The 24,960-nt window shown below is 70.7% G+C and carries 27 protein-coding genes; 11 read left to right on the forward strand and 16 right to left on the reverse strand.

The window, feature by feature from the left end:
• Positions 1–60 precede the first annotated feature (60 nt).
• Together OG943_RS13210 and OG943_RS13215 are read right to left on the reverse strand one after the other, a co-directional pair.
• Positions 61–537 carry a nitroreductase/quinone reductase family protein gene (locus OG943_RS13210; protein WP_328610037.1) on the reverse strand — a complete coding sequence of 159 codons (477 nt, stop codon included), beginning with the start codon at positions 535–537 and terminating at the stop codon, positions 61–63.
• Positions 534–1,313, reverse strand: a complete 780-nt coding sequence (locus OG943_RS13215) for an SDR family oxidoreductase (RefSeq protein WP_328610038.1) — start codon at positions 1,311–1,313, stop codon at positions 534–536. Before OG943_RS13215 ends, OG943_RS13210 begins: the two co-directional genes overlap by 4 nt.
• 144 nt (positions 1,314–1,457) lie before the next feature.
• Here OG943_RS13215 and OG943_RS13220 point away from each other — a divergent pair, with 144 nt between their 5' ends.
• Positions 1,458–2,102: a TetR/AcrR family transcriptional regulator gene (locus OG943_RS13220; protein WP_328610039.1), complete on the forward strand. Its 645-nt coding sequence runs from the start codon at positions 1,458–1,460 to the stop codon at positions 2,100–2,102.
• Between the two features lie 47 nt (positions 2,103–2,149).
• Here OG943_RS13220 and OG943_RS13225 read toward each other — a convergent pair whose 3' ends face one another.
• The 8 genes from OG943_RS13225 to dop form a co-directional block, all read right to left on the reverse strand.
• Positions 2,150–3,274, reverse strand: a complete 1,125-nt coding sequence (locus OG943_RS13225) for an FAD-dependent oxidoreductase (protein WP_328610040.1) — start codon at positions 3,272–3,274, stop codon at positions 2,150–2,152.
• A gap of 102 nt (positions 3,275–3,376) precedes the next feature.
• Positions 3,377–4,018: a TetR/AcrR family transcriptional regulator gene (locus OG943_RS13230; RefSeq protein WP_328610041.1), complete on the reverse strand. Its 642-nt coding sequence runs from the start codon at positions 4,016–4,018 to the stop codon at positions 3,377–3,379.
• 51 nt (positions 4,019–4,069) lie between these two features.
• On the reverse strand, positions 4,070–4,792 hold the full coding sequence (locus OG943_RS13235) for a class I SAM-dependent methyltransferase (RefSeq protein ID WP_328610042.1): 723 nt from the start codon (positions 4,790–4,792) through the stop codon (positions 4,070–4,072).
• Positions 4,793–4,829: 37 nt separating this feature from the next.
• Complete coding sequence (locus OG943_RS13240; protein WP_328610043.1) at positions 4,830–6,287, reverse strand: amidase; 1,458 nt, start codon at positions 6,285–6,287, stop codon at positions 4,830–4,832.
• 149 nt (positions 6,288–6,436) lie between these two features.
• Positions 6,437–7,240 carry a proteasome subunit alpha gene (gene prcA / locus OG943_RS13245; RefSeq protein WP_328610044.1) on the reverse strand — a complete coding sequence of 268 codons (804 nt, stop codon included), beginning with the start codon at positions 7,238–7,240 and terminating at the stop codon, positions 6,437–6,439.
• Positions 7,241–7,307: 67 nt separating this feature from the next.
• Entirely contained in the window at positions 7,308–8,171 is an 864-nt protein-coding gene (gene prcB / locus OG943_RS13250) for a proteasome subunit beta (protein ID WP_328610045.1), read from the reverse strand.
• A gap of 113 nt (positions 8,172–8,284) precedes the next feature.
• Positions 8,285–8,479 carry a ubiquitin-like protein Pup gene (locus OG943_RS13255; RefSeq protein ID WP_091613477.1) on the reverse strand — a complete coding sequence of 65 codons (195 nt, stop codon included), beginning with the start codon at positions 8,477–8,479 and terminating at the stop codon, positions 8,285–8,287.
• An 88-nt stretch (positions 8,480–8,567) separates the two neighbouring features.
• A complete protein-coding gene (dop, locus tag OG943_RS13260) occupies positions 8,568–10,070 on the reverse strand; it encodes a depupylase/deamidase Dop (RefSeq protein ID WP_328610046.1) in 1,503 nt (500 codons plus the stop codon).
• Between the two features lie 41 nt (positions 10,071–10,111).
• Here dop and OG943_RS13265 point away from each other — a divergent pair, with 41 nt between their 5' ends.
• Positions 10,112–10,624, forward strand: a complete 513-nt coding sequence (locus tag OG943_RS13265; protein ID WP_328610047.1) for an NUDIX hydrolase — start codon at positions 10,112–10,114, stop codon at positions 10,622–10,624.
• Here the strand turns inward: OG943_RS13265 and OG943_RS13270 are convergent.
• The 3 genes from OG943_RS13270 to OG943_RS13280 form a co-directional block, all read right to left on the reverse strand.
• Positions 10,615–11,247 (reverse strand): hypothetical protein, encoded by a 633-nt coding sequence (locus OG943_RS13270; RefSeq protein WP_328610048.1) that lies wholly within the window; start codon positions 11,245–11,247, stop codon positions 10,615–10,617. The genes OG943_RS13265 and OG943_RS13270 overlap by 10 nt on opposite strands.
• 69 nt (positions 11,248–11,316) lie before the next feature.
• Positions 11,317–12,240 (reverse strand): aldo/keto reductase, encoded by a 924-nt coding sequence (locus OG943_RS13275; RefSeq protein ID WP_328610049.1) that lies wholly within the window; start codon positions 12,238–12,240, stop codon positions 11,317–11,319.
• Between the two features lie 78 nt (positions 12,241–12,318).
• Entirely contained in the window at positions 12,319–12,606 is a 288-nt protein-coding gene (locus OG943_RS13280; RefSeq protein WP_328612062.1) for a hypothetical protein, read from the reverse strand.
• 170 nt (positions 12,607–12,776) lie between these two features.
• Here OG943_RS13280 and OG943_RS13285 point away from each other — a divergent pair, with 170 nt between their 5' ends.
• Positions 12,777–13,694 carry a DMT family transporter gene (locus OG943_RS13285; protein ID WP_328610050.1) on the forward strand — a complete coding sequence of 306 codons (918 nt, stop codon included), beginning with the start codon at positions 12,777–12,779 and terminating at the stop codon, positions 13,692–13,694.
• A 69-nt stretch (positions 13,695–13,763) separates the two neighbouring features.
• Here OG943_RS13285 and arc read toward each other — a convergent pair whose 3' ends face one another.
• The gene (arc, locus tag OG943_RS13290) at positions 13,764–15,566 is read right to left on the reverse strand and encodes a proteasome ATPase (RefSeq protein ID WP_328610051.1); all 1,803 of its coding nucleotides are present in this window, start codon (positions 15,564–15,566) and stop codon (positions 13,764–13,766) included.
• Positions 15,567–15,917: 351 nt separating this feature from the next.
• Here arc and OG943_RS13295 point away from each other — a divergent pair, with 351 nt between their 5' ends.
• Together OG943_RS13295 and OG943_RS13300 are read left to right on the forward strand one after the other, a co-directional pair.
• A complete protein-coding gene (locus tag OG943_RS13295; RefSeq protein WP_328610052.1) occupies positions 15,918–16,826 on the forward strand; it encodes a hypothetical protein in 909 nt (302 codons plus the stop codon).
• A 10-nt stretch (positions 16,827–16,836) separates the two neighbouring features.
• Positions 16,837–17,295, forward strand: coding sequence for a hypothetical protein (locus OG943_RS13300; RefSeq protein WP_328610053.1), 459 nt, complete (start codon positions 16,837–16,839; stop codon positions 17,293–17,295).
• 3 nt (positions 17,296–17,298) lie between these two features.
• Here OG943_RS13300 and OG943_RS13305 read toward each other — a convergent pair whose 3' ends face one another.
• Entirely contained in the window at positions 17,299–18,129 is an 831-nt protein-coding gene (locus tag OG943_RS13305; RefSeq protein WP_328610054.1) for a tRNA (adenine-N1)-methyltransferase, read from the reverse strand.
• 73 nt (positions 18,130–18,202) lie between these two features.
• Entirely contained in the window at positions 18,203–19,360 is a 1,158-nt protein-coding gene (locus tag OG943_RS13310; RefSeq protein ID WP_328610055.1) for a M50 family metallopeptidase, read from the reverse strand.
• Positions 19,361–19,874: 514 nt separating this feature from the next.
• Here OG943_RS13310 and OG943_RS13315 point away from each other — a divergent pair.
• The 6 genes from OG943_RS13315 (at position 19,875) to OG943_RS13340 (ending at position 24,916) form a co-directional block, all read left to right on the forward strand.
• Positions 19,875–20,768 (forward strand): RecB family exonuclease, encoded by an 894-nt coding sequence (locus tag OG943_RS13315; RefSeq protein ID WP_328610056.1) that lies wholly within the window; start codon positions 19,875–19,877, stop codon positions 20,766–20,768.
• Positions 20,768–21,559 carry a thioesterase family protein gene (locus OG943_RS13320; protein WP_328610057.1) on the forward strand — a complete coding sequence of 264 codons (792 nt, stop codon included), beginning with the start codon at positions 20,768–20,770 and terminating at the stop codon, positions 21,557–21,559. Before OG943_RS13315 ends, OG943_RS13320 begins: the two co-directional genes overlap by 1 nt.
• 63 nt (positions 21,560–21,622) lie before the next feature.
• Positions 21,623–22,558 (forward strand): ParA family protein, encoded by a 936-nt coding sequence (locus OG943_RS13325; RefSeq protein ID WP_328610058.1) that lies wholly within the window; start codon positions 21,623–21,625, stop codon positions 22,556–22,558.
• A gap of 146 nt (positions 22,559–22,704) precedes the next feature.
• Positions 22,705–23,316, forward strand: coding sequence for a dihydrofolate reductase family protein (locus OG943_RS13330; RefSeq protein ID WP_328610059.1), 612 nt, complete (start codon positions 22,705–22,707; stop codon positions 23,314–23,316).
• A 38-nt stretch (positions 23,317–23,354) separates the two neighbouring features.
• The gene (locus OG943_RS13335; RefSeq protein WP_328610060.1) at positions 23,355–23,678 is read left to right on the forward strand and encodes a YciI family protein; all 324 of its coding nucleotides are present in this window, start codon (positions 23,355–23,357) and stop codon (positions 23,676–23,678) included.
• Positions 23,675–24,916 carry an RNA polymerase sigma factor gene (locus OG943_RS13340; protein WP_328610061.1) on the forward strand — a complete coding sequence of 414 codons (1,242 nt, stop codon included), beginning with the start codon at positions 23,675–23,677 and terminating at the stop codon, positions 24,914–24,916. The genes OG943_RS13335 and OG943_RS13340 overlap by 4 nt, the downstream gene beginning before the upstream one ends.
• The last annotated feature ends 44 nt before the right edge of the window (positions 24,917–24,960 follow it).

The raw sequence follows: 24,960 nt of genomic DNA on the forward strand, positions 1-24,960 counted from the left end.
CCGATGACCAACACGTTTCCAGCCGCGACTACACCCCAGTCCCTGGAGGCAGGTCATCGGTCACGGCCGATGGCGGAAGCTGATGCGCATCAGCCGGCTGTCAGCCCAGTCTTCGAGCCGAGTCGGCCGGATGGTGCCGGGGTCGTGGGGCTGATTGAGATCCGCCACGATCTCCGCCAGCACGGCCTGACGTTCAGCTGGGTCGGTGACAGGCGTGGCCCGTGCAGGCAGATCGGCACGGATCCCGTTCTTGAGGTGGAAGGTGAAGGCGGGATTGGCGAGAAGGTTCGCATGCCAGTCGGTCGCGGCACCGCCGGCGCCGCTGCACAGGTAGGTGGTGCCCGCGGCTCGGTAGAAGAAGATCTCGATGCGGCGTGCCCGGCCGGTGCGGCGCCCCAGCGTCGTGATGTCGATGATCCGTTCTCCGGTGCCCGCGGCGGGGGTGATCTCGATGGCTCGTCGGATGTGGTCGGGCAGGTGGGACAAAAACGCGTCCCGTGCGGAGTCGTTCGGCCCGGTCGTGTCCGGAGTGCTCATGCGGTCTCGGCCTGAAGGGCGGGGCCGAGGAGGAGTCCACCGTCGATGACGTACTCCGACCCCGTGATGAACGACGCGTCCGATGACGTGAGGAACAGGAGAAGCCGGGTGACCTCGGCCGGTTCTCCGAGCCGGGGGATGGCGAACGGCTCGGGTGAGTAGAAGTCGGCGATTGCCGCGACTGCGCCGGCTGCTGGTTCGTGGATGAAGGGGGTCGCGATCACGCCGGGGTGGATGGTGTTCACCCGGATGTGGTCGCGGCCGAGCTCGAGTGCTGCCGTTTGCGTGAGGCCTCGCACGGCCCACTTACTGGCGACGTACGGCGCGTAGTGAGCCGTGCCGCCCAGGCCCATGATCGAGGCGATGTTGACGATGGCTCCCCCTGCCGCGCGGCGCAGAGCGGGGGCTGCGACCTTGATGCCGAGGAAGGTCCCGGTGAGGTTGACGTCGAGGATGCGCGACCACGTGGCCTGGTCCGTGTTTTCGATTGTTGCCGGCGGGTTCTGCACGCCCGCGTTGTTGACGAGCACATTCAGGGCGCCGAAGGCGCTCTCGGCGGCTAGCACAGCGGCGGACCACGAGCTCTCGTCGGTAACGTCGAGGCGGGCGAAGCGAGCGCGGGTCCCGAGCTCATCGGCGAGCGCGGCGCCGCGTTCCGCGTCGATGCCGCCGATCACCACGTTCGCTCCTTCCGCGTGAAAGGCGCGCACGTGGCTCGAGCCCTGGCCGCCGGTTCCACCGGTCACGAGCACGGTCTGGTTGTCGAAGCGGGACATCAGATGTTCCTTCGGTATGTGGGGAGCTGACCGGGATCATCAGTGATGAACGGCGGCCGATGGTGAGCCGAGCGACTCACCACTGCTCTGACCTTAGGCCGGTGGCAGTGGTGAGTCAAGCCACTCACCTCGTATACTCGGCCCATGAGCAGGGTCGTGACGACGTATCACCAGCGCGTCGCCCAGGAGAAGCGCGCGCTGATCGTGGCGGCCGCGACCGCACTGTTTCTCGAGTTGGGCTACGACCGGACGTCGCTGGCGCGGATCGCAGAGCGCTCGGGCGTTTCGCGGGCTACCTTGTTCAAGCAGTTTCCGAGCAAGGCTGCCCTGTTCGACGCCATCGTGACCGAGTCATGGTCGACCGCTGACGAGCAGGATCCTCCGCCGGCGGGCAACGTCGTCGACGGGCTCAGCGTCATCGGTCGCCGTTACGCCGAGCTGCTGGGCCGTGCCCAGATGACCGACCTGTTCAGGATCGTCATCGCCGAGCTGCCGCGGTTCCCCGAGCTGGCCCATGCGCAGTTCTCGCACGGGAAGATGCCCTACTTCGAGTCCGTGCGCAGCTACCTCCTGGCCGAGCACGAGGCGGGAACGGTGCGGGTCGAGGACGTGGACCTCGCAGCCACCCAGTTCCTGGGCATGATCTCCAACTACGTCTTCTGGCCGACGCTCCTGGTGCCGGGCTGGGAGGTGAGCGCCGAACGCGTCGCTCAGGTAGTCGACGAGGCCGTCCGCACCACCGCCGCCCGGTACGCCGCGACTGGACCAGGGGCGTCCACCAACGACTGAGTCCCGCCGCCACCAAAAGAGCTGATGCCTAAGCAATGAAGAGCCCCTTATGAGGCCTGCGCGTCCCGGGTGAAGAAGGTGATCGCGTCCTCGATGGAGGGGATGTTGGCAGCATCGGCGGCGGCCGCTGCCGATGCTGCGGCGCTGCGGGGGAACAGCGCTTGCTCGTATTCGGTGAGGGCGGCTTCGACGTCGTCGGGGTGCGCGGCGATCGCCTGGCCGAGTTCCGCGCCGTCCTCCATGGCCCAGTTGGCGCCTTCGCCGTTGGGGGCCGCGAGATGGGCGGCGTCGCCGAGCAGGGTCACGCCCGGCAGCCGGTCCCACTGGTGGCCGATCGGCAGCGCGTAGTGCGGGCGCAGGACCGGCGCAGTGTCGGTTTCGGTGATCAGTGCGGTGAGTTCCGGGGCCCAGCCGTCGAATTCCTGCGCGATTCGCGCGGTGGCCGCGGCGGCATCGGTGAAGTCGATGCCGGCGAACCAGTCCTGTGGTTCGGGGAGCACCACGTAGGTGTGCAGGGTGTCGCTGCTTTCCCGGTGAGCATGGATCTCCCGGCCCGGCGCGGACGCCACCAGCATTCCGCCGCCGACGGCTTTCGCGGCGGCGGGGTGACGAGTGTCGGCGTCGAACAGATAGGTCTCGACGAACGACGTGCCGACGTATTCGGGCGTGGCGTTGGAAAGCAGCGGCCGGACGCGTGACCACGCGCCGTCCGCGCCAACTAGCAGGCTCGCGACGACGGTGGTTCCGTCGGCAAAGGTCACCTCGTGGCGGCTCTCACCGACGGTACGAACGCTGCCGGCTTTGTGTCCCCAGTGGACAGTGCCGGCCGGGAGCGAGTCGAGCAGCATCTGTCGCAGATCGGCGCGCTGTACCTCGGGGCGTCCGCCGGTGCCGTCGTCGGGCTGGCCGAACAGGACGGTCCCGTTCGGGTCGAGGATCCGCATGGCTTGGCGGCCCTCCAGGATGAGGCTCCGGAACTCGTCCATCAGGCCCGCCGCCTGGACGGCGAGTTGTCCGTTGTAGTCGTGGATGTCGAGCATCCCGCCCTGCGAACGCGCCGACGGGGAGGCTTCGGCCTCGTAGACGGTGACCGGGATGTCGTGGACGTGCAGGACACGGGCCAGCGTGAGGCCGCCCAGTCCGGCGCCGATGATCGTGACAGGGGCAGGCATGGTGACTCCTTCGGTACGGGGGCAGGACGAATCCGGGCAGCACACCGGTCCCCCGGGACCCGGCGAGTTCGTGGCCGTCGAATCGGGTGTGGTGATCGAGGACTACGCGGTACTCGCGTTGTGGAAGCTCTGGAAGTGGCGGTCGAGGTCGTCGAACACGGCCTCGACCGCGGGTGCCAGTTCGTCGGCCACCGCGTCGAGGGGTGTCCCGTCCACGACGGCGCGGCCGATGCGTTCGAAGACCAGCTGGAAGACCGAGACCAGCGCGGCCGCGTGCGCTCGGGCCACGGCGGGATGGACGGCGGGGCAGGTCTCGGTGATCGCGGCGGCGATGACCTCGGCGTGCTGGTCGTACGCCTCGAGGGTCAGCCGGCGGATCGTCGGGCTGCCGACGCACAGCACCGGGAGCGAACCGCGCACCAGGTCGAGATCGGCGCCGCGGTGCCGATCGAGGTGTTCGAGGGCCAAGGTGCGCAGGGCAGCGGCCGGGCTCGTCCCGCCCGGCCGCTCGAGGACGGTTCGCGCGTACCGCTCGCGGATCTCCTCGGCCCGGTCGAACGCGAGGTCCTGCTTGGCCGGGAAGTAGTTGTAAACGGTCTGGTCGGACACCTCCGCCGCCCGCGCGACGTCGACGATCGAGACCTGGTCATAGCCGTGCGCGGCGAACAGGCGCGCGGCGGTGTCGGCGATGTGCCGGCGCGTCTTCGCCTTCTTGCGCTCCCTCAGCCCTGCTTCCCTGACCATGAATTTATGCTAGCACAAAACTTTGTCTTCACCAACGTTTCCGCACCGAGGTCAGACGGCCTCCAGGACGAAGAACAGGAAGCACAGGAAGGCGTGCCTGTCCCCGAACTCCTCGGGGAACCGCTCACGGGCACCCGGTGCCGGATACGGCTCACTGATGACGGCGGTGCGGAAGCCGGCTGCGGTGAACGCGTCGGTCATCGCGTGCAGCGGCCGGTGCCAGTACGTGAGCACGGCTTTCTGACCACTGAAGGTGTACTCGTCGGACCACTGGACGGTCTCGAAATAGCGGCCTTCGGGATGGAGGATCTTGTAGATGATGGGGTGGTTGACGGCCATGATCAGCCGGCCGCCGGGTTTCAGCACACGCCGCAGCTCGGCCAGCGGCGCGGTCCAGTCCTCCAGGTAGTGCAGGACCAGGGCCGCGACGACGTCGTCGAACGCGCCGTCGGAAAACGGCAGCGGGCGGCTGATGTCGGCGACCTGCAGGGCCGCGTCCTCGCCGAGCCGCCGCCGGGCCAGCTTCACCATCGTGGTGCTGAAGTCGAAGCCGGTCACGGTGGCGCCCCGGTCGCGCAGCTGCGCGAACAACGGCCCGGAACCGCAGCCGGCGTCGAGGATCTGCCGGCCGGTCACCTCCCCGGCCAGGTCCAGGATCGCCGGCCGCGTGTAGTAGGCGTTGATCAGGCTGGTCTCGTTTTCGTTCGAGTACGCCTCGCCGAAGGTGTCGTAATCGTTGACCGGCCCGGCGGGACTCTCGGAAGCAGAAGGCATGCCGCCCATACTGCCCACATCCCGCCGGGCCGGGGGCTCAGGCGAAACCGGGCGGCGGGGTGAACCCGCCGAACTCCTGCTCGATCAGCTCCGCGAACCGCAACGTGGTGCGGTCTTCGAGATACGGGCCGACGATCTGCATGCCGTACGGCAGCCCTTCCGGCGTGCGCCCGATCGGCACCGCGGTCGCCGGCAGCCCGGTCAACGTGGCGGCACTCGGCCAGAGCACGTGGCTCCCGTAGGGGTACGCCGTGCCGTCGATCTCGAGTCTGCGCTCGCCCTGCTCCGCATGGTCGTGGGGGAACGCCGGGGTCGGCGTGACCGGGAACAGCACCACGTCGAATTCCCGGAACAGGCGCCGCCACTGGTCGGCGAGGCCGATCCGGACCCGGTCCGCCTTGACCCAGTCGGCGTGGCTGGCCACGAACCCCCGTTGCATGATGGCCTCCGCCGTGTCGGTGCCCGGCGGAATCTCGGCGACAGTGGACTGGAGCGCCCGGTAGGCCTCGGGCGGCATATCCGCGCCGAAGCGCGACGCCAGCAGCGTCAGGTAGGTCATCGCCGTCAGCGCGAGGTCGGGCAGCAGCTCGCTGTGCCGGGTGACCGCGGCACCGGCCTTTTCGAGCCCTCGCGTAATCCGGTCGAACCCCTCGCGAATGACCGCCGCCGTCGGCACCAGCGGATGGCTGTCGACGACCAGCACCCGGAAGTCGCCGAGCCCGGCGCCGCGCGACGGTTGCAGCGCCAGCTTGTACGCGACCGCGTCCACCTCGTCGGGACCGGCGAGCAGCAGGGTCGCCAGTGTCAGGTCGGCCGCACTGCGGGTCATCGGCCCGACCACGGCGAGGTCCGGCGGAGCCGCCAGCGCGGGCACCCGCGGCGGCACGTTTCCGCGACCCGGCAACAGCGGCAGTGACGGCTTGTGCGCGAAGACGCCGCAGAAATGCGCCGGCACCCGCAGCGACCCCGCGATGTCGGAGCCGAGCGCGAGCGAGACATACCCCGCCGCGAGCGCGGCCGACGAGCCACCGGAGGAGCCACCGGGCGAGCGCGTCAGATCCCACGGATTGCTGGTGGTGCCGTAGACGTCGTTGTAGGACTGCCAGTCGTGCAGGGAGTGCGGCACATTGGTCTTGCCGATGACGACGCCGCCCGCGTCCTTGACCCGCGTCACCAGCGCCGCGTCCTCGGCCGGCTCCCAGCCCTTGGCCTCGGGCATCCCCCAGGTGGTCGGCAGGCCGGCGACGTTGAAGGATTCCTTCACCGCCACCGGAACGCCGAGCAGCGGCGCGCGCTCACCACGCGCCAGCGCCGCGTCGGCCTGCTTCGCGGCGACCCGGGCGCGGTCGAAATCCCGCACCACCACGGCGTTGACCTTGCCGTCGAACTCTTCGATCCGCGCGATGGTCAGCTCGAGCAGTTCGGTGGCCGAGATGCTGTTGTCCTGCAACGCGGCCACCTGCTCACGCAGCGTCGCAAATTCCAGTCCAGACATGAGGTCCCCTCGATCCCCCGGGATTTCGTACTACTCAATGCTAGGGAGAGGGCAAGCGGTTTTCCGCGCCTTCGGCGAACCCCGCGGAAACGCAAGATGGGCCGCGCCCGGGAAACCCCCGGCGCGGCCCATCCGGGCACAACCCAAGGTCACTCCTTCGCGGAGTCACCCTTCGCGTCAGAGCCCTTGTCCTTGCCGTCCTTGTCCTTCTCGTCCGCGTCTTCCTTCGCGTCGTCCTTCTTCTCCGGCGGAGCCGGCAGCAACGCGTCCAGCGCCGCACCGGTCAGCCGGCGGAAAGCCCGCCGCGGACGGTCACGGTCCAGGACCGCGACCTCCAGCTTGATCTGGTCCGGCACCCCGCCGTTGCCGTTCGACGAAGCCGCGACCGTCGCCTTCAACGCCTCCACCGCCGTGCCCAGCGCGGTCTCGAGGTCGTGGTCCGGGTCGACCGTGTCCTTCAGCTTCGTGCTGATCGGCTCGGTCTGCCCGCCCATCACCACATACGGCGACTCGTCGAAGATCGAACCGTCGTAGGTCAGCCGGAACAGCTGGTCGTCGGCCTGGCTCGCCCCCACCTCCGCCACACAGACCTCCACCTCGAACGGCTTCAGCTGCTCGGTGAAGATGCTGCCCAACGTCGCGGCGTACGCGTTCGCCAACGCCCGCGCGGTCACGTCCCGCCGGTCGTACTGGTAGCCCTTCAGGTCCGCGTGCCGGATCCCGGCCACCCGCAGGTTCTCGAACTCCGAGTACCGGCCGACCGCGGCGAACCCGATCCGGTCGTAGATCTCGGAGACCTTGTGCAACGTCGCCGACGGGTTCTCGGCCACGAACAGGATCCCGCCCCGGTACTTCATCACCACGACGCTCCGGCCACGCGCGATGCCCTTGCGCGCCAGCTCGGAACGCTCCCGCATCAGCTGCTCGGGAGAGGCATACAACGGCATCGTCACGGTGTCGGCTCCACGTTCTTCGCTGTAATGGCGTTCGATGGTCCAGTGCTGAGCACGATCACAGGCCTCAGCTCGCCCGGTGGTGCGTCCGCTCGGCGCGCCCGGCCACCACGGCCTCCGCCACCGCAGCCGTCTGCTCCGCCGGCAACTGCACCGCACCGTGCTCCGCGGTGATCGTCACCACGGTCGGGAAGATCCGCCGCACCATATCCGGCATACCACTCGCCGTGTCGTCGTCCGCCGCGTCGTACAACGCCTCCACGGCCGACCGCACAGCCGCCTCGGCGTCCGCATCAGGGTCGTAGAGCTTCTTCAGCGCCGACTTCGCGAACAGCGAACCCGAACCCACCCCGGCGTACCCGGCGTTCTCCTCATACCGGCCGCCCGCGGCGTCGTACGACACGATCCGGCCGGCGTGCTTCGCGTCCGCCGCCTCCAGGTCGTACCCGACGAACAACGGCACCACCGCCAGGCCCGCCATCGCCATGTCCAGGTTGGCCTTCACCATCCCGGCCAGCTTGTTCGTCTTGCCGTCCAGCGACAGCGTGACGCCCTCGATCTTCTCGTAGTGCGCCAGCTCCACCGCGTACAGCCGCACCATCTCCACGGCCAGCCCGGCCGTGCCCGCGATGCCCACCGCCGAGTACTCGTCGGTGACGTGCACCTTCTCCATGTCCCGGCTCGCGATCAGGTTCCCCGACGTCGCCCGCCGGTCACCCGCGATCAGCACGCCACCGGCGAAGGTCAGCGCCACGATCGTCGTCCCGTGCGGCACACCCAGCTCGCCCAACCCGGACGGCACCCGTCGCGCCGGCAACAGCTCAGGCGCCTGGTCCCGCAGGAAGTCCGCGAACGAGGAAGACGCCGGCGAGAAGTACGCGGCGGGCAGACCCGGACCGGAAAGCCCCGCGCGAGGGGAGGTGTTGTCCATACGTGCTCTTGGTTCCCATCTGTGCTGTGGTTGTCCCGACGAACGCATCGCGCACCCGTGACCACCGCCCCGCGACACCGTGACATCCCGGGGACGGCGACCACGGGAGACGACTACTCGCCGCCCTTCTGCACGTAGGCGCGCACGAAGTCCTCGGCGTTCTCCTCAAGCACGTCATCGATCTCGTCGAGGATGGTGTCGACGTCCTCGCCGAGCTTCTCGCGCCGTTCCTGGCCCGCCGCTCCGGCCGCCTCGAACTCCTCGTCGGAGTCGCCGCCGCCGTGCTTCTCGACCTTCTCCTGCGCCATCTCGCCTCCCGGTGTGGCTGATGATTCCTAGCCTACCCAGCGGCCCCGACATTCGGGGCAACGCCGCGATCGCGATCCCCCGGTCGTTCTAGTCCGAACCGGTGATGGCCTCGACCAGCTCCTCCGCCGTCGCCGAAGCGTCCAGCAGCTTCCCGACGTGCGCCTTCGTCCCCCGCAACGGCTCCAGCGTCGGGATCCGCACCAGCGATTCCCGGCCTACGTCGAAGATCACCGAATCCCACGACGCCGCCGCGATCGACGACGCGTACTTCTCCAGCGCCCGGCCCCGGAAGTACGCCCGGGTGTCCGAAGGCGGCGTCGTGATCGCCGCCTGGACCTCCTCCTCCGTCACCAGCCGCTTCATGGAACCCCGCGTGACCAGCCGGTTGTACAGGCCCTTGCCCAGCCGCACGTCCGAGTACTGCAGGTCCACCAGCCGCAGCCGCGGCGCGCCCCACGCCAGCTGGTCCCGCTCCCGGTACCCCTCCAGCAGCCGCAGCTTCGCCGGCCAGTCCAGCCGGTCCGCGCACTCCTGCGGATCCCGCGCCAGCGCGTCCAGCGTCTCGCCCCAGACCCGCAGCACCTCCTTCGAGGCCTCGTCCGCGCTCGTCCGCTCCAGATTCGCCGCCGCGATCTCGTGATACGCGAACTGCAGGTCCAATCCGGTGAACTTCTTCCCGTTCGCCAGCTCGACCTGAACCTTCAACGTCGGGTCGTGGCTGATCTGGTGCACCGCGCGCACCGGCTCGTCCAGCTTCAGCTCGTCGAACCGGATCCCCGACTCGATCAGGTCCAGCACCAGCGCCGTCGTCCCGACCTTCAGATACGTCGAGTACTCCGCCAGGTTCGCGTCACCCACGATCACGTGCAGCCGCCGGTACTTGTCCGCGTCCGCGTGCGGCTCGTCCCGGGTGTTGATGATCCCGCGCTTCAGCGTCGTCTCCAGGCCGACCTCGACCTCGATGTAGTCCGCGCGCTGCGAGAGCTGGAACCCGGCCTCCTCGCTCTGCTGCCCGATCCCCACCCGGCCCGAGCCCGTGATCACCTGCCGCGACGCGAAGAACGGCGTCAGCCCCGCGATCACCGCGGTGAACGGCGTCGACCGCGCCATCAGGTAGTTCTCGTGCGTGCCGTAGCTCGCGCCCTTGCCGTCCACGTTGTTCTTGTACAGCTGCAACGGCGGCTGCCCGGGCACGGACGCCGCCTTCAGCGCGGCCTCCTCCATCACCCGTTCGCCCGCCTTGTCCCAGATCACCGCGTCCCGCGCGTTCGTGACCTCGGGCGCCGAGTACTCCGGGTGCGCGTGGTCCACGTACAACCGCGCCCCGTTGGTCAGGATGACGTTCGCCGCCCCCAGGTCCTCCACGTCCGGATCGTGCCCCGGACCCCCCGGACCTGTCAGGTCGAACCCGCGCGCGTCCCGCAGCGGGGACTCCACCTCGTAGTCCCAGCGAGCCCGCCGGGCCCGCGGAATGTCCGCCGCCGCCGCGTAAGCGAGCACGACCTGAGTCGAGGTGAGCACCGGGTTCGCCGTGGCGTCCCCGGGCACGGCGATGCCGTACTCGACTTCGGTTCCCATGATCCGACGCATGCCACACACCCTACGGGGTACACCCGTGCGACGATGCCCCCATGCCAGGCAGTGACGAACTCGTTGCGCTCTATGACCGGACCGGCCGGGTCACCGGGGAAGGACTCCGCTCCCGCGTCCGCGCGGAAGGGCTCTGGCACGCGGCGGGCGTCGTACTGGTCCGTTCGGGCGACGGAAGCATGGTCTACGTCCACCTCCGCACCCCCGGCAAGGACATCTTCCCGTCCACCTGGGACTGCTGGGCCGGCGGCGTCGTCGCCGCGGGCGAGACCCCCGCCGAATGCGCCCGCCGTGAACTCGCCGAAGAACTCGGCGTCCACGGAGTGGAACCGGAACCGCTGTTCACCATCGTCTACGACCAGGGCACCCTCCACTGCCACAACTTCGCCTTCGAAGTCCGCTGGGACGGCCCCATCCGCCACCAGCCCGAGGAGATCGCCGAAGGCCGCTGGCTACCGATCGAGCAACTGCGCGCCTGGGTCGAAGACCCCGCCCGGCCGTTCATCCCCGACGGCCGCGCCGGCGTCCTCGAATGGTTCCGCCGCTACGGCTGAGTGACCAGCTTCGCCACGAGCTTCGGCAACAACCGCTTCGCCGCGTCCGCCGCCCGCGTCGGCGTACTCGCCGCGACACTCAGCGCCGACACCAAGTTCCCCTTCGCCACCAGCACCGTGCACGTCGAGCCCTCGCACCACGCCCGCAGCCCGGTCACACCCTCCTGTGCCGGCAGCGAAAGCGCCGTCCCCGCACACTCCGCCCCGGACACCACGTCCGCACCGGACCGGTCCGGATAAGCCGTCACCTGATGGTCCAGCACCGAACCACTCGGATACATCCAGCTCGCCGACCGCCGCTCCCCCGCCGCCAGGCCCGTCAGACAGCCCAAGACCTTGCCCGCACCCGGGTGCACACCCTCTTCGGCAACGTCCTCATCGGACAGCAGCGCTCCCGCCACCGCCGCGACCGCCACCGCCACCGCCCGCGGATCCGGCCTCGGCTTCACCGGCGCGCTCGGCGCGGTCTGCGGACGCGGCACCGGCGCCGCGGCAGCCGACGGCGTATCGCTCACCGGCGCCGGATCGTCGTAGTACGTCTCGAGGTTGTTGGGCCGATTGCCGCACCCGGCCAGCCCGACGAACGCGACCGCGGCCACGGCGAGCACCTGCCGATGACGCACTTGCTGCCCCCCCGGAAGATCCGCGCCCCGCCCAGCCGGGACGCGATGCAGCGAGGGTAGTGCAGCCCCTCAGTCCCACCCGAGCCGGGACCGGTGCCGCCAATACGCCTCCGGCTCCTCCGCGACCGCGGCCAGCCCGGCCAGATCGTCCGCGCCCAGCGAGACCTCCGCGGCGGCCAGGTTCGCCGCCAGCTGAGCCGGGCTCGACGGCCCGATCACCGCCGCCGACACCCACTCCTGCGCCAGCACCGCCGCGACCGCCACCGCGTCCGGCCCCACTCCGTGCGCCGCGGCGATCCGCGCCACCACCGGCGGGGCCTCGACCGCCAGCCGCCCGTTCGCCAGCGTCTCCTTGACCAGCACGCGTTTCCCCGCCGCCCGCGCCTCCTCGAGCGCGGCGCCGGCCGAGGTCTCCAGCACGTTCCAAGTGGACTGCACCGCCGTGAACACCGGCCGCCCCGCCACTTCCAGCCCGAACGCGCGCCGCACCGCGTCCGCCTGCGCCGGCCCGGACGTCGAGAACCCCACCTCGACCCCGGACGCGGAAAGCCCCGCCAGCGCGTCGATCAGCGGCTCGTCCGAGAACAGTGGACTGTCCACAGTGAGCGAATGCACCTGGTAGAGATTCACCCGGTCGCCCAGCAGCGCCCGCGTCCGCGCCCACTGCTCGTGGAACCGCGCCGCCGTGTGCTCCTTGACCTCGTGGACCTCGGCGTCCAGCCGCCACTCGCCGACGTAGCGATAGCCCCACTTGCTCGACACCGTCACGTCCGTGTGGCCGCGTTCGTCGAGCCAGCCGGCCAGGAACTCCTCCGACAGCCCGTACGAGCGCGCGACGTCGACCCACCGGACGCCCGCGCGGTACGCGTCGTCCAGCACGGCGTGGGTGGCGGCCCGCATCGCCGCGACATCCCGCGACGCCGGCAGGTCCCGGCCCAGGTTGATGTACGCGGGCCGGCCCAATGCGGCGAGACCCACCGCGATGCGCTCCATGGATTTCCTTGTCGTTGCTGGGTTTTACGGGTGGTTGACCCGAGCTGGTTTTTCTACGAAGCCAGGCCGTATAGGGCGTTATACATCTTGTTTGTGTCGAAGGATGGCCAGCCATTGGCCGGAGTTCTGGGCCTGGCGGTGGAGCTTCTCGAGCCGTGCCGCCGGCGCCCGGACGTAGCCCTTTCCGAAGACCGGCGCGATCTGGCGGAGGCTCGCCCCCTCCTCACGAGCGGCCAGCAGCGCCCAGTCGGACGCGTCGGCGCACGCCGCCGACGCGCGGCGCAGCTCCCCCAGCAGCTCGATCAGCTCCGGGGCGCCCACCTCCCCCGCCTGGACGGCGGCCGCCGTCGTCTCCAGCCAGGCCATGACGTCGGCCTCGGTGATCGGCGCGCGCGGCCGACCCGTGTCGTCTGTGCTCACGGCCGGAAGTATAGGGCGTTATACAGCTAGCTCGGGCACGACGTCCGAAAACCGCTGGCCCCTCGGCGCGGCGAACCCGTTGACTGGGCGGGAGTTCACGACGACCAGGAGGATCATTGTTCGGGCAGTTCGGGGTCACGGCGCGGTTCGTCGCGCTGGCGACGGTGTGGGGTGCCAGTTTCCTGTTCATCAAGGTGGGGCTCGAAGGCCTCTCCCCCGCGCAGGTCGCGCTGGCCCGAGCCGGCTTCGGCGCACTCGGGCTGGCCGTGATCCTGGTGGTGCGACGGCGGCCGCTCCCCCGCGATCCGGCGCTGTGGGGCCATCTCGCGGTCGTCTCGGTGCTGCTGTGCGTGGGGCCGTTCCTGTTGTTCTCGTGGGCCGAGCAGTACATCTCCTCCGGGCTGGCCAGCATCTTCAACGCGACCACGCCCCTGCTGACGATGCTCTTCACCGCCGCCACCCTCCCCGCGGAGCGCCTCACCCGGCCCCGGTCAGTGGGCCTGCTGCTCGGTTTCGCGGGTGTGCTGACCCTCGTCGGGGTGTGGCAGGGCATCGACCTCACCCACGAGCTGACCGCACAGTTGGCCTGCCTGGGCGCCACGACGTGTTACGGCGCGGCGTTCGTCTACCTGCGCCGTTTCGTGTCACCGCGCGGCGCCGACCCCGTCACCGTCGCGTTCGGACAGGTCGGCTTCGCCACGGTGATCCTGGGCCTGCTGGCGCCCGCGGCGGCCACCGCGCCCGTCCATCTCAGCCCCGCAGTGGTCTTCAGCATGCTCGCGCTCGGCGTGTTCGGAACGGGGGTCGCGTACGCGTGGAACACCGCCATCGTCGCCGCCTGGGGCGCCGCCAACGCGTCTGCCGTGACTTACCTCACACCGGTGGTCGGTGTGGTGCTCGGCGTGGTCGTGCTGCACGAGCCGGTGCACTGGAACGAACCCGTCGGCGCGGTCTTGGTGGTGCTCGGGATCCTGGCCTCGCACGGCCGGCTCCGGCCGCGCCGGAAAGCCGCGCTCGCCGCCGAACCGGCCTGACGGCACAACCTGGGCGTAACGACAGGTGGGGCCGCCGGCGAACCGGCGGCCCCACCTGCTCCGTGCGTCCTACAGGTACTGACCCGTGTTGGTGGCGGTGTCGATCGCCCGCCCCGAGTCCTGGTTCTTACCGGTGACGAGGGTGCGGATGTAGACGATCCGCTCCCCCTTCTTGCCGGAGATCCGGGCCCAGTCATCCGGGTTCGTGGTGTTCGGCAGGTCTTCGTTCTCCGCGAACTCGTCGACGATCGCGTCCAGCAGGTGCTGCACGCGCAGGCCGGGCTGGTTGGTCTCCAGCACGGACTTGATCGCCGACTTCTTCGCCCGGTCCACGATGTTCTGGATCATCGCGCCCGAGTTGAAGTCACGGAAGAACAGGACCTCCTTGTCCCCGTTGGCGTAGGTCACCTCGAGGAACCGGTTCTCGTCGCTCTCCTCGTACATCCGCTCGACCGTGTGCTGGATCATCGCGTCGAACGTCGCCTTGTGGTCACCGCCGAACTCCGCCAGGTCATCGGCGTGGATCGGCAGGCCCTCGGCCAGGTACTTGGAGAAGATGTCCTTCGCGCCTTCGGCGTCCGGACGCTCGATCTTGATCTTGACGTCGAGCCGGCCCGGCCGCAGGATCGCCGGGTCGATCATGTCCTCGCGGTTGGAGGCGCCGATGACGATGACGTTCTCCAGTCCTTCGACACCGTCGATCTCCGAGAGCAGCTGCGGCACGATCGTGGTCTCCACATCGGAGGACACGCCCGAGCCACGGGTGCGGAAGATCGAATCCATCTCGTCGAAGAACACGATGACCGGGGTGCCCTCGGACGCCTTCTCGCGAGCCCGCTGGAAGATCAAGCGGATGGACCGCTCGGTCTCGCCGACGAACTTGTTGAGCAGCTCGGGACCCTTGATGTTCAGGAAGTAGGACTTCCCGTCCTCGTTGTCGCCCCGGGCCAGCGCCACCTTCTTGGCCAGGGAGTTCGCCACCGCCTTGGCGATGAGCGTCTTCCCGCAGCCCGGAGGGCCGTACAGCAGCACGCCCTTCGGCGGCCGCAGCTGGTACTCCTGGTAGAGGTCGGCGTGCAGGAACGGCAGCTCCACCGCGTCGCGGATCTGCTCGATCTGCCTGCCGAGGCCGCCGATGTCCTCGTAGCGGACGTCCGGCACCTCCTCCAGCACGAGGTCCTCCACCTCCGCCTTCGGCACGCGCTCGTACGCGTACCCGGCCTTGGAGTCGACGAGCAGTGAGTCCCCCGGCTTCAGGGGCTGCTCGGCCAGCAGATCGGAGAGCAGGACGACCCGCTCCTCGTCCGCGTGCCCGACGACGAGCGCGCGAAGGCTTTCGCCCTCCACGTCCGCCGCGAGCACCTCACGCAGGGAACACACCTCACCGGTGCGCTCGAAGCCGCCGCCTTCGACGACGGTGAGCGCCTCGTTGAGGCGCAGTGCCTGGCCACGTTGCAGCGACGAGACCTCCACGGCCGGCGACACCGAGACCCGCATCTTGCGGCCCGAGGTGAAGACGTCCACCGTGTTGTCCTCGTACGCCGCCACGAACACCCCGTAGCCACTGGGCGGCTGGGCCAGGCGGTCGACCTCCTCACGGAGGGCGAGCAGCTGTCCCCGTGCTTCACGCAGGGTCTCGACCAGCTTGGTGTTGCGTTCAGTGAGCTGGCTCACCCGTTCCGACGCCTCGGCGAGGCGCTGTTCGAGAACCCGGTTCTGTCGCGGCGAATCGGTCAGTTTGCGGCGCAACAGCGCCACTTCCTCCTCGAGAAAACGAATCTGCCGGGCTTCCTCGTTCGATGGCTGCCCCGCTCCGCTCGTTGCTGAAGGGTCGGCCTCCTCGCGCCGACCTCCGGGAAGGTCATGATGCATCGGGCACCTCCTCGGAGTGCTTTTCATTCCACGGTACCGGCGATCACCGACAAGAAAAGGCCTTTCCGCATTACAAGATCGGCGCGTCGCATCTTCTTCGCCTGCCCAGCACGGTGGCCACCGCAGCGCAAGCGGCCATTTCGGTGCCCGGGCACCGAACCGCGACACGCCGTGTTCCACCAGGCGAAAGCAGGCAGCACGGAGATACCCCCCGCGCTGCCCGTCGAACCCTGTTTTCGCCCCAGATCCGGCCTCGGCGCACGGATCCGGCCGGTGATGGCTAGCATCGGCCGCGACCCTCACCACACCTGGTGGCGGGGTCTTTACGCGCAGGAGCTAGGGGGCACAGACATGACCTACCCGCCGCAGCAGCCCGGCGGCTACGGCCAGCAGGGCGGCGGTTACGGGCAGCAGCCGGAGCCTTACGGCCAGCCGCAGCAGCCCGGCTTCCCCCAGTCGGGCCCGCAGCAGCAGCCCGGCTACCCCGGGGCCGGCCCGCAGTACGGCCAGCAGCCCGGCGGGTACCAGGGCGGTTATCCCCAGCAGGGCGGCGGTTACGGGCAGCAGCAGCCGGGCTACCCCCAGTCCGGGGCGCAGCAGCAGCCGGGCTACCCGGGCGGGACACAGCAGTTCCCGCAGCCGGACGGCTACCAGCAGGGCGGATTCGGCGACCAGTACGGCCAACCGGGTGGTTATCCGCAGGGCGGCTACGGTGAGCAGCCCCCGCCGAAAAAAGAGAAAACCGGCCTGATCATCGGCATCGCGATCGGCGCCGTGGTCGTCATCGGCGGGGCGACGGCGCTCGTCATCGGCCTGTCCGGCAACGACGACAAGAACAACACCGCCGCTCCGCCGGCCTCCAGCGCGCCGAACACCCCCGCGCCGAGCCACTCGAAGAGCAGCTCGCCGAGCGCGCCGTCCACTTCGGGGTCCGCTCCGACGACCGGCGGCACCGGATCCGGTCCCGCCCCCGGCGGCAAGGCGTCCTCGCAGGAGCTGTTCCAGGCGGCCGCGGCGGACTTCAGCGCCGGTGACGGCAAGGCCCTCTCGACGCTCGCCTGCCGCAGCCTGTACTCCGGCGGCTCCGTGGACATCCAGACCATCCAGGTCGAGCTCACGGGCAGCCCGCAGGAGAACGGCGACAACTCCACCGTGCGGTACAAGGCCACGCAGGGGACGAAGACCGCGAACGGGACCATGACGTCCAAGCGCGAGTCCGGCGTCTGGTGCCTCGTGGACGCCCAAGCGGACAAGAAGTGAAACCCCGGCGGTGAGCGGACGGCTCACCGCCGGGCTCGCCCTGCTCGGCGCCCTGGTGGCCGGCGTGGTGATCGGGCTGCTCCTGGTCGCCCCCGCCGGCCCGGACGAGGCTGCCGTGCCCCCGGCCCCGCCGCCGTCGACCACCGCGCGCCCGTCCTCGGCGACCCCCGCGCCGGACGCCGACATCGCCGCGGTCACCGTCCTCTCGCACGCCATCGCCGACGCGATCGAACGGCGGGACGCCCGGGAGTTCGGCACCCTGACCTGCAGTCCGCAGACCGCGGACGCGCTGTCGGCGCTGCAGAAGCGCTGGGACGCGGCCGGGCCGATGGCCGTCACGCTGCCCGAGGCGCCGATCGTCGACGGCGATTCGGCCAGTGTGAACATCCACGTCGAGGGCACCGGCGGCCGCAAGCAGACCCCGTTCCCGATGCGCCGGGAGAACGGCCGCTGGTGCGTGCCGGGCTGAGTCTCAGCCCTTGCCCTTGCTGGGCCGCCGCGAGACCCGCGGGGACACCGTGCCGTCCGCCAGCCGCCGCGCGGTGAGCAGGAACGCGGTGTGCGCGACCATCCGGTGGTCCGGCCGCACCGCGAGGCCGACCACGTGCCACGGGCGCACCAGCGACTCCCACGACTCCGGCTCGGTCCAGCACTGCTGCTCCCGCAACGACTCCGTCACCCGGGACAGCTGGGTGACCGTCGCCACGTACACGGTCAGCACGCCGCCCGGCACCAGGTGCGCGGCGACGTTCGGCAGCTGGTCCCACGGCGCCAGCATGTCCAGCACGACGCGGTCCACCTCGCCCGTGTGCGTGGCGAGGTCGGCGACGGTGAGCGTCCAGTTGTCCGGCTTCTCGCCGAAGAACTTCACCACGTTGCGCTCGGCGTGCTCGGCGTGGTCGTCGCGGATCTCGTACGACGACAGCCGCCCGGCCGGGCCGACCGCGCGCAGCAGCGAGCAGGTCAGCGCGCCGGACCCGGCACCGGCCTCCAGCACGCGCGCGCCGGGGAAGATGTCGCCGAACATGACGATCTGCGCGGCGTCCTTCGGGTAGATCACCTGGGCGCCGCGCGGCATCGACAGCACGTAGTCCGGCAGCAGCGGGCGAAGCGCGAGGTAGGTGCTGCCGCCCGCGGACGTCACCACCGAGCCCTCGGGCAGCCCGATCAGGTCGTCGTGGGCGAGGGCGCCGCGATGCGTGTGGTACTCCCCGCCGTCGGCGAGAGTCAGGGTGTAGTGGCGGCCCTTCGAGTCCGTCAACTGAACCCGGTCACCCACACTGAACGGTCCGCTGACCGACAACTTCGTCCTCCACCCTCACGCGAAACGCTGGCGTCAGATCTTCCCAGGTCGCCCGCGCGGGCCGCGGCTGGGGTCAGTACCCGCGGCGGTCGCGGACGAGCGCGGCCCGGAGATCGTCCCGGCGCAGCACCCCGGCCGGGCGGCCTTCGTCGTCGACCACGAGGAACTGCCACGCCGGGGTCTCGCGGACGCGCTCGGCGATCTCCTCCCCCGGTTCGGAGGCCAGGAGCACGGTCTCGGCACGGATCGGCTCGGCCGCCAGTTCCGCGGGCGCGTGCGGATGGGTCGCGGCGAGCTGTTCGGCGGCCTGCTCGTCGAGCAGCCCCGCGGCGACGCCGTCGGCCCGCACGAGCACGACGCCGCGGCCGGCGGACGCGGCGAGCGCGTCGGACACCGGGCTCTCCGCGGGCAGCTGCAGCACGGGCCGCACCAGCTCGGTGATCTCCAGCCCGACGGGCCAGCTCCGCCGGGCTTCCGCGACGAGTTCGGCGCGGGCGCCCAGGATCACGAACCACGCCGTGACGACGCAGACGCCGAGGCGGAGCCAGCGGTCCTCGCTCGCGGTCGCCAGGCCCCACAGCGCCCACACGATCAGCGCGGTGGCGACCAGCGCGCCGCCGGCCACCGCGGCGCGGGTGCCCTTGGCGCGCGTCCCGGTCGCCGCCCACACCCCGGCGCGCACCAGGCGGCCGCCGTCCAGCGGCAGTCCCGGGAGCAGGTTGAACAGGCCGACCGCGAAGTTCGCCACGGCGCACTCGGCGACCAGCAGCCACACCGCGCCGTCGGGCGGCACCGCGAGCAGCAGCAGCGCGCAGAACCCGCCGAGCAGCAGCGACACCGCCGGGCCGGCCGCGGCGACCAGCCCCTCCTGCCCCGGCTTGCGCGGGGTTCGCGCCACTTCGGACAGTCCGCCGAGCAGGAACAGCCGCAGCCGCCGCACCGGGATCCCCAGCCGCAACGCGACCAGGCAGTGCCCCAGCTCGTGGGCAAGCACCGAGAGCCCGAGCAGCACCGCGAACGCGGCCGCCAGCAGCCACGAGGTCGGCGTCGAAGCATCCGGCAGCAACCGGCCGACCAGCGGCGCGTAGAGCACGACGATGATCGCCGAGCCGATCCACCAGGACGGCGCGAGCAGCACCGGCACCCCGCCCACACGGAACAGCAGCAGCCCGCCGTCACCGGTGGCGGCCCGCCGGGACGGCCCGGCACCGTGCTGACTGGTCGCGGCCATGCGGGCAAGAGTAAAGGGCAAGGTGTGGGGAGGGGGTGATCCGCCCTGCCCGGACGAGTGGTGTCGCCCGTCCACGGCCCGCCGGGGCAGCGGTTTTCCGCTCGCTGCACGGATCTGCTGGCTCGGGTTTTCCGCTCGCTGCACGGGTCTGCTGGCTCGGGTTTTCTGCCCGCTGCACGAGTCCACTGCCTCGGCTTTCCGGCCTGCGGCACGGGTCTGCCGCCTCGGTTTCCGGCTCGCGGCCCGGATCTTCTGGCTCGGGTTTCCGGCTCGCTGCACGGATCTCCTGCCACGGGTTTCCGGCTCGTTCTCGCTGCCTGCCGCACCCACCGGCCACCGGTCCCGGCTGGTCCGCCTCGGTCCGCCGCTGCCCGCCACGCCGGTCGCCGTGCCCGATTCCCGCCGCCGCGCGAGCGGTCCCGCCAGGCCGCCAGGTGCGGGGGTGGCGGTGCTCATGCCGCGCTCCGCGAGTCGCGTGAGCAGAACTGTCGGTGCCCGGCGTTACGCTCTGGCCATGCCCGACACCGCTACGGTCACCACTCCTCCCGAGGCCGGTGGCGCGCCCGTCCGCAGGCGGCCCGCGCTGTCGCCGTCTCGTGCGAGCGACTTCAAGCAGTGCCCGCTGCTGTACCGCTTCCGGGCCGTCGACCGGCTGCCGGAGGTGCCCACGCGGGCACAGCTGCGCGGCACGCTCGTCCATGCCGTGCTGGAGCGGCTCTTCGCGCTGCCCGCGGCCGAACGCGTCGCGCCGCGCGCCAAGGAGCTGATCGAGCCCACCTGGACGGAGCTGTCCGCGGGCAGTCCGGAGTGGACGGACCTGTTCGCGGGCGAAGACCAGGACGAGACCGGCAAGTGGTTGCAGTCCGCGGAAAAGCTGCTCGATTCGTACTTCGGGCTGGAGGACCCGCGCCGGCTGGAACCGGAGGCCTGTGAGCTGCACGTGGAGATCGAGCTGGGCTCCGGGGTGCTGCTGCGCGGCTACATCGACCGGGTCGACGTCGCGCCCACCGGCGAGATCCGGGTGGTGGACTACAAGACCGGGGCCGCGCCGCGCGAAATCGGCGAGGCCAAGGCGATGTTCCAGATGAAGTTCTACGCCGTGGTGCTCTGGCGGCTGCGCGGCGTGGTGCCGCGGCAGCTGAAGCTGATGTACCTGACCGACGGCCAATCCCTCGCGTACACACCGGACGAGGCGGAGCTGGTCCGCTTCGAGCGGACGCTGGAGGCGATCTGGCAGGCCATCCTCAAGGCGGGCAAGACCGGCGACTTCCGGCCCAACCCGGGCAAGCTGTGCTCGTGGTGCGACCACCAGGCGCACTGCCCGGAGTTCGGCGGCACACCCCCGGAGTACCCGGGCTGGCCCGAGCCGGACGCGGGCGAGGAGACGGCATTGGACCGGGCCGACTGATGGCCGACGCCTTCTACGCCCCGCTCGGCGAAGAGCGGTACGCCGCCACCGAGCACACCAGCGGCCCGTGGGCCCCCGGCGCGCAGCACTTCGGCCCGCCGTCGGCGCTGCTCGTGCGCGGGCTGGAGCGGATCGAGGCGCCGCACCCGTCGCTGCTCGCGCGGGTGACCGTCGAGATCCTCGGCCCGGCGCCAATCGCGGAGCTGGACCAGCGGTCCTGGGTCGAGCGGCCGGGCCGTTCGGTCGAGCTGCTGCAGTCGGAGCTGTCCGCTGCGGGCCGGGTCGTCGCCAGGGCGTCCGCGTGGCGGATCGCGACCACCGACACCGAGGCCGTGGCCACCGACGCCGGTCCGCTGCTGCCCTCAGCCGAGGCGGGCACCGCGACGGCGTTCCCGGACGACTGGCGCGGCGGATACCTGCAGGCCATCGAGTGGCGCGCGGTGCGCGGCGGGATCTCCGCGCCCGGGCCCGCCGCCGTCTGGGGCCGGCAGCGGATCCCGCTCGTCGACGGCGAGGAGCCGACCGGGCTGCAGCGGCTGTTCGCGATCGCCGACTCCGCCAGCGGCGTTTCGCACTTCCTGTCGGCCCATGATTGGTGGTTCATCAACTCCGAGCTGACCGTCCACCTGCGGCGCGAGCCCGAGGGCGAATGGGTGGGACTCGACGCGGTTACGCTGGTCGGCCCATACGGGATCGGCACCGCCACGAGTACCCTGCACGACGGTTCCGGTCCGGTCGGCACGGGGGCGCAGGCCCTGCTCGTCCGTCCGCGACAGGCCGAAGGCGAATAACCGCGCGGACCCGCCCTGGATCCAATAGCCTTCGCGGAACGACCGACAAGGGAGCGCTCCGGCATGCAGATCACCTCGGTGGTCAACCAGAAGGGTGGGGTCGGCAAGACCTCGCTGAGCGTCGGCACCGCCGCGGCTCTGGCCGAGCGCGGCCGGCGGGTGCTGCTGATCGACCTCGACCCGCAGGGGCACGCCACCACGGAGATGCTCGGCCTGGACGAGGTCCCCTCGGACCGGCCCAGCCTCGCGAAGGCGCTGACCAAGCTGTGGAAGGGCTCGATCGAGGATCTGGCCGTCCCGCATCCGCGCAGCAACATCGGCCGCGGCGGCGCGTTCGACGTCATCCCGACCTCGCCGGGGATGTTCGACCTGATCCGGCGGCTGGACCAGTTCCGCGTGCCCGGCTGGCAACTCGCCCGGGTGGTCCAGTTCGCCAACTACGACCACGTGGTGATCGACTGCCCGCCGGCGCTCGACGTGCTGACCAACAACGCGCTCGCGGCGTCGCACGGGATCCTGGTGCCGGTGCAGCCGGACAAGACCAGTATCCGCGCGATGCGGCTGCTGGCCGACCAGGTGCGCTACGTGGAGCAGACCACCGGCCGCTCGCCGATCGCGTGGTACGGCATCGTGCCCGGCCTCTACCGCCGGCCCATCTCGCACTACGCGGCCGCGGCGCTGCAGGAGATGTACAGCTTCGGCGTGCCGATGCTCTCGCACGTCCCGCTCGGCGTGGTGATGAACGAGGCGGCGGCCCACGGCGTCCCGGTCACCACGTACGCGCCGGAAACGCTGCAAGCCCTGTCGTTCCGCGAGATCGCCGACACGCTCGACGGCTACCTCGCGCAGAACCCCGGCCCCACCGAGGTCCCGGCCGACGACGAGTTCGTCTTCGAGGACTTCATCTCCGAGGTCGCGGTGGCCCGCAACGCCAACGACAACGGCGCGCGCAAGAAGCTCTACGACCTGATGCCCAAGCGCCCCGGCCGGCCCCGCTGACCGGACCGTCCACTCGGGAATCCGGCCGCGCCGGAAAGTCCGGGGGGAAAAAATCCGCGGGCGGTGTCGGATCGGGGAAGCCGGGTTCGTAGCAGGGGTGAGAGGCCGCCCGAGAGGGGCGCCCCTGAGGGACAGGAACCGCGATCATGAAGCTGACGACCATCACCCAGGTCACTGTCGACGGAGTGGTGCAGGGCAACGGCGGCGCGTCGGACGAGGACCGCCGGAACGGATTCGAGCGCGGCGGCTGGGCGAAGGGCGCGGGCGACGACGAGACCAGGGCATTCATCACCCGGACCTACCAGCGGGCCGGCGCGTTCCTGTTCGGACGGCGGACCTACGAGCTCTTCGCCGGTTCCTGGGGCACGAACGAAGCGATGCGCGCCCACCCCATCGGCCTGGCGTTGGACGCGGCCCCGAAGTACGTCGCGTCGACCACGCTCACCGCACCGCGCTGGGACGGCACGACCGTCCTCGACGGTGACCTCGCAGCGGCCGTCCGCGAGCTGAAGGCCCGGCCGGGGGGCGAGCTGCAGGTGCACGGCAGCGGTGGCCTGGTCCGCTGGCTGCTCGAAAACGACCTGGTCGACGAGCTGACGCTGCTCGTCATCCCGGTGGTCCTCGGCCAGGGCAAGCGGCTGTTTCCCGGCACCGGCCCGGACCTCGCGCTCGACCTGGCCGGCTCGCGGACCGACTCGAAGGGCGTCACGATCCAGGTCTACCGGCCGGCCGGGCGCCCGCGGTACGCCGCCGCCTGAACCCTCTGCCCAGCCACCGCACAGGAGATGAGCTTCAGATGCAGTATCTGTTTTCCGTGGTCCACGACCAGGCCGGCCTCGCCACTCCGGAGGAGGACGCCGCGATCGACGTGTTCAACGACCGGCTCCAGGCCGAGGGCCACTGGGTGTTCGCCGGTGGGCTCGGGGCGCCGCTCTCGGCCACCGTCATCGACAACCGGGGCGGGGAGGCGTTGTTCACCGACGGACCCTTCCTGGAGTCGAAGGAGTACCTCGCCGGCTTCTGGGTGATCGAGGCCGCCGACCTCGACGTCGCGCTCAAGCTCGCCACCGAGGGGTCGAAGGCCTGCAATCGCAAGATCGAGGTCCGCCCGTTCCTGTGAGCGGCGCCGACGTCCGGGAAGCGATCATCCGGGCCCACCGTGAGGAATGGGCCCGGGTGGTCGCCGCGCTGACCAAGCGTTTCCGGGACCTCGACATCGCCGAAGAGGCAGCGGCCGAGGCGTTCGCGACCGCGGTCGACCGGTGGCCGGCCGACGGCACGCCGCCCAACCCCGGCGCCTGGCTGACCACCACCGCCACCCGCAAGGCCATCGACCGGATCCGGCGCGAGAGCAAGCGCGACGAGAAGCAGAAGGAGGCTCAGCTCGTGTACGACGACGACCCGCCCGAGCCTCCCGACGCCATCGACGACAACCGGCTCCGGCTGATCTTCACCTGCTGTCACCCGGCGCTCGCGCCCCAGACCCGGGTGGCGCTGACGCTGCGGATGGTCGCCGGCCTGACCATGCCCGAGATCGCGCGGGCCTTCCTGGTGCCGGAAAGCACCATGGGACAACGGATCACCCGCGCGAAGGCCAAGATCAAGGCGGCGCGCATCCCTTACCGGGTGCCGTCCGCGGCGGACCTCCCGGCCCGGGTCTCCGGCGTGCTCACCGTCCTCTTCCTCGTCTTCAACGAGGGCTACCTCGCGACCGGCCCCGGCACCGGCCCCGTACGCCACGATCTGACCGCCGAGGCGATCCGGCTCACGCGCCTGATCCGCGCCCTCCTGCCGGACGACGGTGAGGTGACGGGGCTGCTGGCGCTGATGCTGCTCATCGAGGCCCGCCGCACCGCCCGGCTTTCGGCGAGCGGCGAACTGGTCACCCTCGACGAGCAGGACCGCGGTTCCTGGGACGCGGCGCTGATCGCCGAGGGGCACCGGCTGGTGCGCGAGCGCCTGGCCGCTGCCGCCGCCGGGGTGGCTCCGGGCCGCTACCAGATCCTCGCCGCGATCAACGCCGTGCACACCTCCGCCCGCGACGGGCGGGACACGGACTGGTCGCAGGTCGTCGCGCTCTACGACCAGCTCGTCCGCCTCGATCCCTCACCGATCGTCGCCCTCAACCGGGCCATCGCGGTCGCCGAGATCGACGGCCCGCAGGTGGCGCTGGCGGCCGTCGACCGGCTCGAGGACAAGCTGGCCGGGTATCACGCCTACCACGCGACCCGCGCCGACCTCCTGCGCCGGCTGGGCCACAGTCGGCAGTCGCGCGCGGCGTACGACAAAGCCATCGAGCTGGCGGGCAACACCGCCGAAACGGCCCACCTGACCCGCCGCCGCGATCAGCTCGGATAGCCGAAGGGCGCCTCCCCCATGGGAAGACGCCCTTCGGATGTCAG

Origin of the sequence: Amycolatopsis sp. NBC_00345 (genome assembly GCF_036116635.1) — a bacterium.
Lineage (GTDB): Bacteria > Actinomycetota > Actinomycetes > Mycobacteriales > Pseudonocardiaceae > Amycolatopsis.

Coding starts and splice junctions, on each gene's coding strand:
- OG943_RS13225 (WP_328610040.1), bottom strand. CDS start 3,274: ATGCCTGCCCCTGTCACGATCATCGGCGCCGGACTGGGCGGCCTCACG.
- OG943_RS13220 (WP_328610039.1), top strand. CDS start 1,458: ATGAGCAGGGTCGTGACGACGTATCACCAGCGCGTCGCCCAGGAGAAG.
- OG943_RS13230 (WP_328610041.1), bottom strand. CDS start 4,018: ATGGTCAGGGAAGCAGGGCTGAGGGAGCGCAAGAAGGCGAAGACGCGC.
- OG943_RS13335 (WP_328610060.1), top strand. CDS start 23,355: ATGCAGTATCTGTTTTCCGTGGTCCACGACCAGGCCGGCCTCGCCACT.
- OG943_RS13325 (WP_328610058.1), top strand. CDS start 21,623: ATGCAGATCACCTCGGTGGTCAACCAGAAGGGTGGGGTCGGCAAGACC.
- OG943_RS13320 (WP_328610057.1), top strand. CDS start 20,768: ATGGCCGACGCCTTCTACGCCCCGCTCGGCGAAGAGCGGTACGCCGCC.
- dop (WP_328610046.1), bottom strand. CDS start 10,070: ATGCGTCGGATCATGGGAACCGAAGTCGAGTACGGCATCGCCGTGCCC.
- OG943_RS13280 (WP_328612062.1), bottom strand. CDS start 12,606: ATGGCCTGGCTGGAGACGACGGCGGCCGCCGTCCAGGCGGGGGAGGTG.
- OG943_RS13240 (WP_328610043.1), bottom strand. CDS start 6,287: ATGTCTGGACTGGAATTTGCGACGCTGCGTGAGCAGGTGGCCGCGTTG.
- arc (WP_328610051.1), bottom strand. CDS start 15,566: ATGCATCATGACCTTCCCGGAGGTCGGCGCGAGGAGGCCGACCCTTCA.
- OG943_RS13255 (WP_091613477.1), bottom strand. CDS start 8,479: ATGGCGCAGGAGAAGGTCGAGAAGCACGGCGGCGGCGACTCCGACGAG.
- OG943_RS13215 (WP_328610038.1), bottom strand. CDS start 1,313: ATGTCCCGCTTCGACAACCAGACCGTGCTCGTGACCGGTGGAACCGGC.
- OG943_RS13275 (WP_328610049.1), bottom strand. CDS start 12,240: ATGGAGCGCATCGCGGTGGGTCTCGCCGCATTGGGCCGGCCCGCGTAC.
- OG943_RS13265 (WP_328610047.1), top strand. CDS start 10,112: ATGCCAGGCAGTGACGAACTCGTTGCGCTCTATGACCGGACCGGCCGG.
- OG943_RS13310 (WP_328610055.1), bottom strand. CDS start 19,360: ATGGCCGCGACCAGTCAGCACGGTGCCGGGCCGTCCCGGCGGGCCGCC.
- OG943_RS13295 (WP_328610052.1), top strand. CDS start 15,918: ATGACCTACCCGCCGCAGCAGCCCGGCGGCTACGGCCAGCAGGGCGGC.
- prcB (WP_328610045.1), bottom strand. CDS start 8,171: ATGGACAACACCTCCCCTCGCGCGGGGCTTTCCGGTCCGGGTCTGCCC.
- OG943_RS13210 (WP_328610037.1), bottom strand. CDS start 537: ATGAGCACTCCGGACACGACCGGGCCGAACGACTCCGCACGGGACGCG.
- OG943_RS13330 (WP_328610059.1), top strand. CDS start 22,705: ATGAAGCTGACGACCATCACCCAGGTCACTGTCGACGGAGTGGTGCAG.
- OG943_RS13235 (WP_328610042.1), bottom strand. CDS start 4,792: ATGCCTTCTGCTTCCGAGAGTCCCGCCGGGCCGGTCAACGATTACGAC.
- OG943_RS13315 (WP_328610056.1), top strand. CDS start 19,875: ATGCCCGACACCGCTACGGTCACCACTCCTCCCGAGGCCGGTGGCGCG.